Origin of the sequence: Mesorhizobium sp. M2A.F.Ca.ET.067.02.1.1 (assembly GCF_004023285.1) — a bacterium.
Classification (GTDB): Bacteria; Pseudomonadota; Alphaproteobacteria; order Rhizobiales; family Rhizobiaceae; genus Mesorhizobium.
Genome location: NZ_RZSB01001429.1, coordinates 1 through 454 on the forward strand (window position 1 = coordinate 1; position 454 = coordinate 454).

Here is a 454-nt window from a genome sequence, read left to right on the forward strand (position 1 = left end):
ACATAGATCGACTTGCCGCCGCCGGCGCCCGGCTCGCCGACCATCTTGCCGTAGTCGTCGTCACGCGCGGTGCCGAGCATGATCATCGAGGCGCCGAAGACGAGCTCGGCGTGATGCACGACGTCGCCCTCGCCATAGCGGGCGCGCACGGTGAAGCCGAAGGCGTCGCACAGCCAGTCGATCATTCCGGCGGCATTCCTGTAGCGCAGAGCGGGGTAGAGACGAGGTGCTTCGTTCGCGGTCGACATGGCAATCTCCCTGGTGTCGGTTGATGGTATCCAGTCTCGGCGAAGGCCGCCGCGGCGTCTTGAAGAAATGTTACCTCGGTGGAGAAAGATACTATGCGAGCGCGGTTGGCGTCTCGCCGGCGAGATCGCGGAATTCGCGCACCAGATGCGCCTGGTCAGCATAGCCGCAATCGGCGGCGAGACGCCAACCGCGCTCGCATAGTATC

At 64.3% G+C, this 454-nt stretch carries 2 pseudogenes; both read right to left on the reverse strand.

What is annotated here, in order from left to right:
* Positions 1-248: pseudogene (locus tag EOA28_RS38180) on the reverse strand (glyoxalase); the annotation flags it as partial.
* Between the two features lie 91 nt (positions 249-339).
* Positions 340-454 (reverse strand): annotated as a pseudogene (locus EOA28_RS40780) (AraC family transcriptional regulator); the annotation flags it as partial.